The 6000-nt window shown below is 33.0% G+C and carries 7 protein-coding genes and 1 tRNA gene; 6 read left to right on the top strand and 2 right to left on the bottom strand.

What is annotated here, in order from left to right; translation table 11 throughout:
• A partial coding sequence (locus D2K62_RS17700; RefSeq protein WP_232828043.1) for a transposase occupies nucleotides 1–732 on the top strand: 732 nt, incomplete at its 5' end.
• On the opposite strand, the gene D2K62_RS17695 is transcribed toward D2K62_RS17700, so the two are convergent.
• The gene (locus D2K62_RS17695; RefSeq protein ID WP_117161841.1) at nucleotides 679–966 is read right to left on the bottom strand and encodes a DUF2624 family protein; all 288 of its coding nucleotides are present in this window, start codon (nucleotides 964–966) and stop codon (nucleotides 679–681) included. The two genes, D2K62_RS17700 and D2K62_RS17695, sit on opposite strands and share 54 nt — an antisense overlap.
• 181 nt (nucleotides 967–1147) lie before the next feature.
• Between D2K62_RS17695 and D2K62_RS17690 the strand changes: the two genes are divergently transcribed.
• Together D2K62_RS17690 and D2K62_RS17685 are read left to right on the top strand one after the other, a co-directional pair.
• Complete coding sequence (locus D2K62_RS17690) at nucleotides 1148–1846, top strand: transglycosylase SLT domain-containing protein (RefSeq protein ID WP_117161840.1); 699 nt, start codon at nucleotides 1148–1150, stop codon at nucleotides 1844–1846.
• 84 nt (nucleotides 1847–1930) lie between these two features.
• Nucleotides 1931–2374, top strand: coding sequence for a nucleoside recognition domain-containing protein (locus tag D2K62_RS17685; protein WP_117161839.1), 444 nt, complete (start codon nucleotides 1931–1933; stop codon nucleotides 2372–2374).
• Nucleotides 2375–2692: 318 nt separating this feature from the next.
• Here D2K62_RS17685 and D2K62_RS17680 read toward each other — a convergent pair whose 3' ends face one another.
• Nucleotides 2693–3043, bottom strand: a complete 351-nt coding sequence (locus D2K62_RS17680) for a hypothetical protein (protein WP_117161838.1) — start codon at nucleotides 3041–3043, stop codon at nucleotides 2693–2695.
• Nucleotides 3044–3132: 89 nt separating this feature from the next.
• On the opposite strand from D2K62_RS17680, the gene D2K62_RS17675 reads away from it, so the two are divergent.
• The 3 genes from D2K62_RS17675 to D2K62_RS17665 all read left to right on the top strand — a co-directional run bounded on the left by D2K62_RS17675 (nucleotide 3133) and on the right by D2K62_RS17665 (nucleotide 5998).
• Nucleotides 3133–3759, top strand: coding sequence for an NfeD family protein (locus D2K62_RS17675; RefSeq protein ID WP_112181327.1), 627 nt, complete (start codon nucleotides 3133–3135; stop codon nucleotides 3757–3759).
• A gap of 265 nt (nucleotides 3760–4024) precedes the next feature.
• Nucleotides 4025–5671, top strand: coding sequence for a Na/Pi cotransporter family protein (locus tag D2K62_RS17670; RefSeq protein WP_112181326.1), 1647 nt, complete (start codon nucleotides 4025–4027; stop codon nucleotides 5669–5671).
• Nucleotides 5672–5923: 252 nt separating this feature from the next.
• Nucleotides 5924–5998 (top strand) — tRNA-Asn (locus tag D2K62_RS17665).
• The last annotated feature ends 2 nt before the right edge of the window (nucleotides 5999–6000 follow it).

The following is a 6000-nucleotide window of genomic DNA, read 5'->3' as shown; positions in this document are numbered from 1 at the left end:
GCTGATGCAGGTTATGGAAGTGAACAAAATTACGATGATGTCCTAATTAATCGGGAGCGCATTCCACTAATTACATACAATATGTATCGAAAAGAGAAGACAAAGAAATATAAGCAAGATCCTTTTAACACAAAGAACTCGGAGTATGATGAAGCGACTGATTCCTTCCTCTGTCCAAATGACAAAAAAGTAATGTTCCAGTATCTTTCCAACCGGATAGGTAAAGACAACTTCACTCGAGCGTTTAGAGTCTATGAATGTGAAGATTGTTCGGATTGTCCATTACGCTCACAATGTACAAAAGCAAAGGAAGGAAAGAATCGAAAGATATATTACAACGAAAAATGGGAACAACAAAAAGCATACACAAAACAACAACTTTCAGAAAAAGAAACCGGTAAAATCTATGGTAAACGAAAAATAGATGTAGAACCAGTCTTCGGATTTTTGAAGGCTAATTTGCGTTTCACTCGTATGTCAGTAAGAGGCAAGAAGAAAGTGGAAAATGAATTAGGATTTGCATTCATGGCGGTGAACTTGAGAAAGTACACGGCTAAGCATGCGCATGGTGCAACAAATCCTGAAAATAATCCAACAAAAAAAGATTCCGACCATCTTCCTAAGATGATCGGAATCTTTTTCGTTATTTTGGCTAATTATGTCCCAGCCTCTTTTTTATTATTGATTAAACCAAGAATCCACACCATATTGTTTCGTTATCTGATTAAATAACTGTTGGGCTTGTTGCGCTGTTTCAAGATCTGTTATTTGAGCAAGTTTTTTTAACATAATTACTCGATCTGATTTATCAAGCGGGTTTAAATCATTATTGTGAAGAAATTTAACAATTTTATCTGCTTGTATTTCAGTAAGATTTATACGGTATTGTTTGGCGTAACTAAGTAATTCTTTTTTTGAAATATTTTTTAATTTTTTTTCAATCATTTGTTTAATAAATGGTTGCATGTTTTATCACCTCTAGTTTCGGGTATATTTATACTCAATGCAATAATATATGCCGGTTTTTATGAATATGTACCAACAATTTAGATTTAAAGTTTAATTAGTTGCAATATAAAACAGAGTGATATAGCATAACATGCTGTAGCAGAAATTGGGATAACAAGAAAGGTGTGCTTAGTAGTTAATGAAAAAGAATAAATGGGTTTATCGAGGACTAATATCAGTGATTGCAATTATTTTTATTATATCATTTAAAGAATATCAAACAAGAATCGACACGCTGAAGCAAGAAAAACAAAAATTAGAGCAAAAAAATAATCAACTAGAAGCTACAGCTTCTTATAATGATATTAAGTCTACTGATGTTGAAACAGCTAATTACAAAAATTGGGCGGAATTAGAAAATACGGCAGATAATTTTGTTGCAGATAGCGATGGGGAATTTAAAAAATCATGGGGTATTTATTTAGCAAATGAAGCAAAAAAATATGAGATTGATGCTTATATTGTATATGAACTTTTAAAAGTTGAGACAGGAAATACATTCGATCCAGATTTAGTTGGTCCAGAAACAAAATACGGACAAGCATATGGTATGTCGCAATTCATGAAAAATACAGCTCCATGGATTGCAGATATGGCTGATTTACCTTATGATGAAGAACTTTTATTTGATCCATACTATTCCATTCAGTTGTCTGTGGTATATTTAGACTTCTTACATCACGAGTATGACAATTGGGATGAAGCTTTAACGGCTTATCACCGCGGAATGTCTGGAATGGAGACTTATAAAGAGTCAAACGGTACTGCTAAAAGCGACTATGCAAATAAAATTCAAACCAAAGCAGAAGAACATAAAACTGTTGTACTGGCTAAATAATTTGGAAAAAGTTACAGGGTAAAGAATAGCCGGATTATTGACAGACTAAAAAGGCACCTCATAAATGAAAGCGAGGGACCTTAAATGGATCAATACACTCCAAATGAAAAAAAAGAAGATATACAAGATGCACCTAAGTTCGGTACGGAAGCTGATACAGATACAATGGTTATGAATCAGCAAGGGGCACAAGATACAGATTTAACCAATTCATCTGACTTGTTAGATCAATCGAATGTTAGGGATGAAGAATTTGCAGCGGAATTAACTGCAAATGATTTTAATGAACCTATTGCTTCAGAGCAGGTAAAAGAAAAATCAGAAGTAGAGGCAAAAACCGGATTTGGGTGGTTTGCTGTTGTTGCTTCTATAGTATCATTTTTTCTAATGCCGATATTTTTAAGTGCAACAGGGATAATAGTTGGGTTTATTGCTAAAAGTCGTGGGGCCGATACGTTAGGAAATACTGCAATTATTGCAGGGGCACTTTCCATGATTATCACATTATTTATAGTTCCATTTTTTTAAAAGCTATGGGAGCTAAGAGTGAAATTGAATTGTCTACCATCATTTGGGTGATAACAGTTCAATCCCTCTTAGCTCTTTTTGTGTTATTTGTTAATCGTCGACAAGCTTTTATCCAAATCAGTTAGCAATCGAGAAAAATTATAGGATGAGTATGTTTCAATCCCTGTTGGCTATAAAGAAGTATTCATCCTGTAATGGTCTTTTAATGCCCTCTCCGTGTTTTAATTATAAACAACCACATAACTGTCCAACAACATTGCTTCGCTTCTTACGTCTCTTTATATCGGTTCACTAGCTAGTAAAATACACTAGGCTGAATTAGTTTATATATTGTGGAAAAAGATAACGTGCATTTTCTTGTAAATCATGAATATCGACTTTCGGATTCAATGCCCTAAAATCAGTCACATACTGTTCCAAGTCCCAATTTAAAGATTGTTCATTTATTTGATCCATAACACTTATAAAAGTATCGCCGACACTTATTTTATAAGAAACAACTTTAAATGTAAGCTGCTCTTTAGAGTCAATAACTTTACTGTCTTCATCATTCGTAAGGGTTGGATCATCTATGGTATAGTTAATAGGGGAGCCAATTTTAAGGTCTATAAAGATACTGAAAAGACACAGTATGATAAATGTATATATAAAAAATTTTCCTATTCCCATTTTGGAGTGCCCCTTTTTGATTTAATAGAAGTTGAAACTAATTGTTTTATTCAATCGTATACTAAATATAAGCGAGGGGAAGTGATTAGATGTCAATTTTAGAACTTGATTGGATTAGTTTAGTGATGGTTGGTTTAGGTACTTTGTTTTTAATGGGTGAACTGTTAATTAATATGCGAGGTTTCTTTGCATTATTAGGATTTGGTTTTATAACTGTCTATTTTTTAACGTATCTTGATCCAGGTATGTTTGTGATAATGTTAGTCTTTTATTGTATTGGAATTTTACTGATCATAATTGATGGTAAGTTAATAAATGATGGGACACTTGCTTCGGTTGGTGCGCTTTGTATGATTTTATCAGTCGGTCTAAGTTCTCCAAATTGGACTGCGGGATTATATGCTATAATTGGCGTTTTAGTCGGAGGGTTTGGTTCTTTGTTCTTTCTCAAAGTATTTAAGGGTAGAAAAATGTGGAATAAGTTAGCATTAATGGACCAACTTACAGCAGACAAAGGCTATAGTACAATGAATCAATCATATAAAAAATTAATTGGAGAAGAGGGAATTACAACTACTGATATGCGGCCGGTTGGCACAGTGCGCATTAATGACATTGATTATAGTGCTGTTACAAATGGTCAATGGTTGAAAAAAGATACACCTATCTTAGTCAAACAAGTGGATGGTACGAGAATATTAATTGTTCCAAAATAAACTGAATGAAATATTGTTACTCTATATAGAGTAGCAATATTTTTTTTTGCAATGGAGAAGATAGATAGTAATAACCTGTTTAAAACCATTGAATATGCTAAAATTTACATTTAAATACTTAATTTGTCGAAAAATAGCTAGTCTTGTGTAAATTTAGTGTAAAGTTTAATTAAAATTCTTTACAATTCGCAAGTAGTTCATTAATAATGGTAGAGGTGTTGTTTTCGTAATAATAAAAAAAGAAATGAAGGGATGAAAAAATCCAATGGAAATTGATGTGCAATCACTTGTCTTTCTATTTGTTGGTGGATTAGGTATCTTCTTATTAGGTATTAAATATATGGGGGATGGACTACAAAAAATAGCAGGGGAAAGATTAAAAGACATTCTTGATAAGTTTACTAGTAATCCATTTATGGGTGTATTAGCTGGTATAGTCGTAACTATTTTATTACAAACTAGTACGGGAACAACGGTCTTAACAGTAGGTTTAGTTAATGCCGGATTTATGACACTTAGACAATCTATTGGTGTTATAATGGGTGCCAATATCGGTACCACAGTTACTGCGTTTATTATAGGTATTAAAATAGAAGCATACGCACTACCTATATTGGCAGTTGGTGCATTGATGATTTTCTTCCTTAAAAGTAAAAAGGCCGCAAATATTGGACAAACTATCTTCGGTTTTGGTGCACTATTCTACGGTTTAGATCTAATGGGAAATGGTTTGGAGCCGCTTCGAGACGTTCAAGCATTTCACGAATTGACAGTTGATATGTCTACTAATCCTATATTAGGTGTAATTGTAGGAACATTATTTACTGTAATTGTTCAAAGTTCAAGTGCGACTATTGGTATCCTACAGAGTTTGATGGCTGAAGGAGCGATAGAATTACAGGCAGCATTACCTGTGTTGTTCGGTGACAATATTGGTACTACGATTACTGCAATATTAGCATCAATTGGTGCAACCGTAGCGGCAAGACGTGCAGCATTAACACATGTTATCTTTAATATTATTGGAACTGTGCTTGTTCTATTAATTATTGGTCCATATACGCAATTCATTGGATATATTCAGGAACAGTTATCATTAAATGCCGAAATGACTATTGCATTTGCACATGGTATATTTAACTTTTCAAATACATTTATTCAATTTCCGTTTATAGGTGGACTTGCTTATTTGGTAACTAAAATAATTCCTGGTGAAGATTCCGTTGTTAAATACCAACCGACACATCTAGATCCAATATTTATTCAACAATCACCTTCAGTTGCGCTTCAACAATCAAAAGAAGAAGTAATTCGTATGGGACAATATGCACATAAAGGTTTAGAAGAAACCAGTTTGTTTTTAAATAACCATCACACAAAACATGCTGAAGCAGCATTACAAGTTGAAAATGCTCTAAATAAATTAGACCGAGAAATCACAGATTACTTAGTTCAATTATCTAGTTCTTCTCTGTCTGATTTCGAAAGTGCTAAGCACTCTACGTTAATTGATTCTGTTCGGGATATTGAAAGAATAGGGGATCATTTTGAAAATATAGTCGAATTAATTCAATATAAAATCTCAAACAAAATTAGTCTCACAGCACAAGCAAAAATAGATGTGAATGAAATGTTTGATTTAACTGCTTTGACTGTAAAACAAGCAATTCAAGCATTAGATAAAAATGATCGGGAATTAGCATTACAAGTAGTGCAACAAGAAAATCAGATTGATAAAATGGAAAGAACCTTCCGTAAGAAGCATATTATTCGATTAAATGAAGGGCTGTGTTCTGGTGCTTCTGGTATTGTTTTTGTGGATATCTTAAGTAATCTAGAACGTATTGGAGATCATTCATTAAATATTGCAGAAGAAGTATTAGGAGAAAAAAGTCCTGAAGCTATACATTAAAAAAAGGGGGGATATTCCCTCCTTTTTTAATAATTTTACTATAAATATTGGACACTTAGATAAAAAATATTTAGGGTTTGTGTAGAAAAAGCTTGAATGATTTAATAGGACATGCTATATTAATTTTGTTGCGCAAATATAAAAACAAAAAAAGTTATTGACAGTATTTTTAATCCGTGTTATATTATATATCGTCGCTTGATTGACATGAATTTTTTAGAAGATACTTAATTAGAAACAATTAATTATTATTCCACAGTAGCTCAGTGGTAGAGCAATCGGCTGTTAACCGATCGGTCGTAGGTTCGAGTCCTACCTGTGGAGCCATT

The organism is Paraliobacillus sp. X-1268, from assembly GCF_003426095.1.
In the GTDB taxonomy this organism is placed as follows: Bacteria; Bacillota; Bacilli; order Bacillales; family Amphibacillaceae; genus Paraliobacillus_A; species Paraliobacillus_A zengyii.
This window is presented reverse-complemented; position numbering and strand designations above follow the sequence as displayed.

Coding starts and splice junctions, on each gene's coding strand:
- D2K62_RS17675 (WP_112181327.1), top strand. CDS start 3,133: ATGTCAATTTTAGAACTTGATTGGATTAGTTTAGTGATGGTTGGTTTA.
- D2K62_RS17685 (WP_117161839.1), top strand. CDS start 1,931: ATGGATCAATACACTCCAAATGAAAAAAAAGAAGATATACAAGATGCA.
- D2K62_RS17690 (WP_117161840.1), top strand. CDS start 1,148: ATGAAAAAGAATAAATGGGTTTATCGAGGACTAATATCAGTGATTGCA.
- D2K62_RS17695 (WP_117161841.1), bottom strand. CDS start 966: ATGCAACCATTTATTAAACAAATGATTGAAAAAAAATTAAAAAATATT.
- D2K62_RS17670 (WP_112181326.1), top strand. CDS start 4,025: ATGGAAATTGATGTGCAATCACTTGTCTTTCTATTTGTTGGTGGATTA.
- D2K62_RS17680 (WP_117161838.1), bottom strand. CDS start 3,043: ATGGGAATAGGAAAATTTTTTATATATACATTTATCATACTGTGTCTT.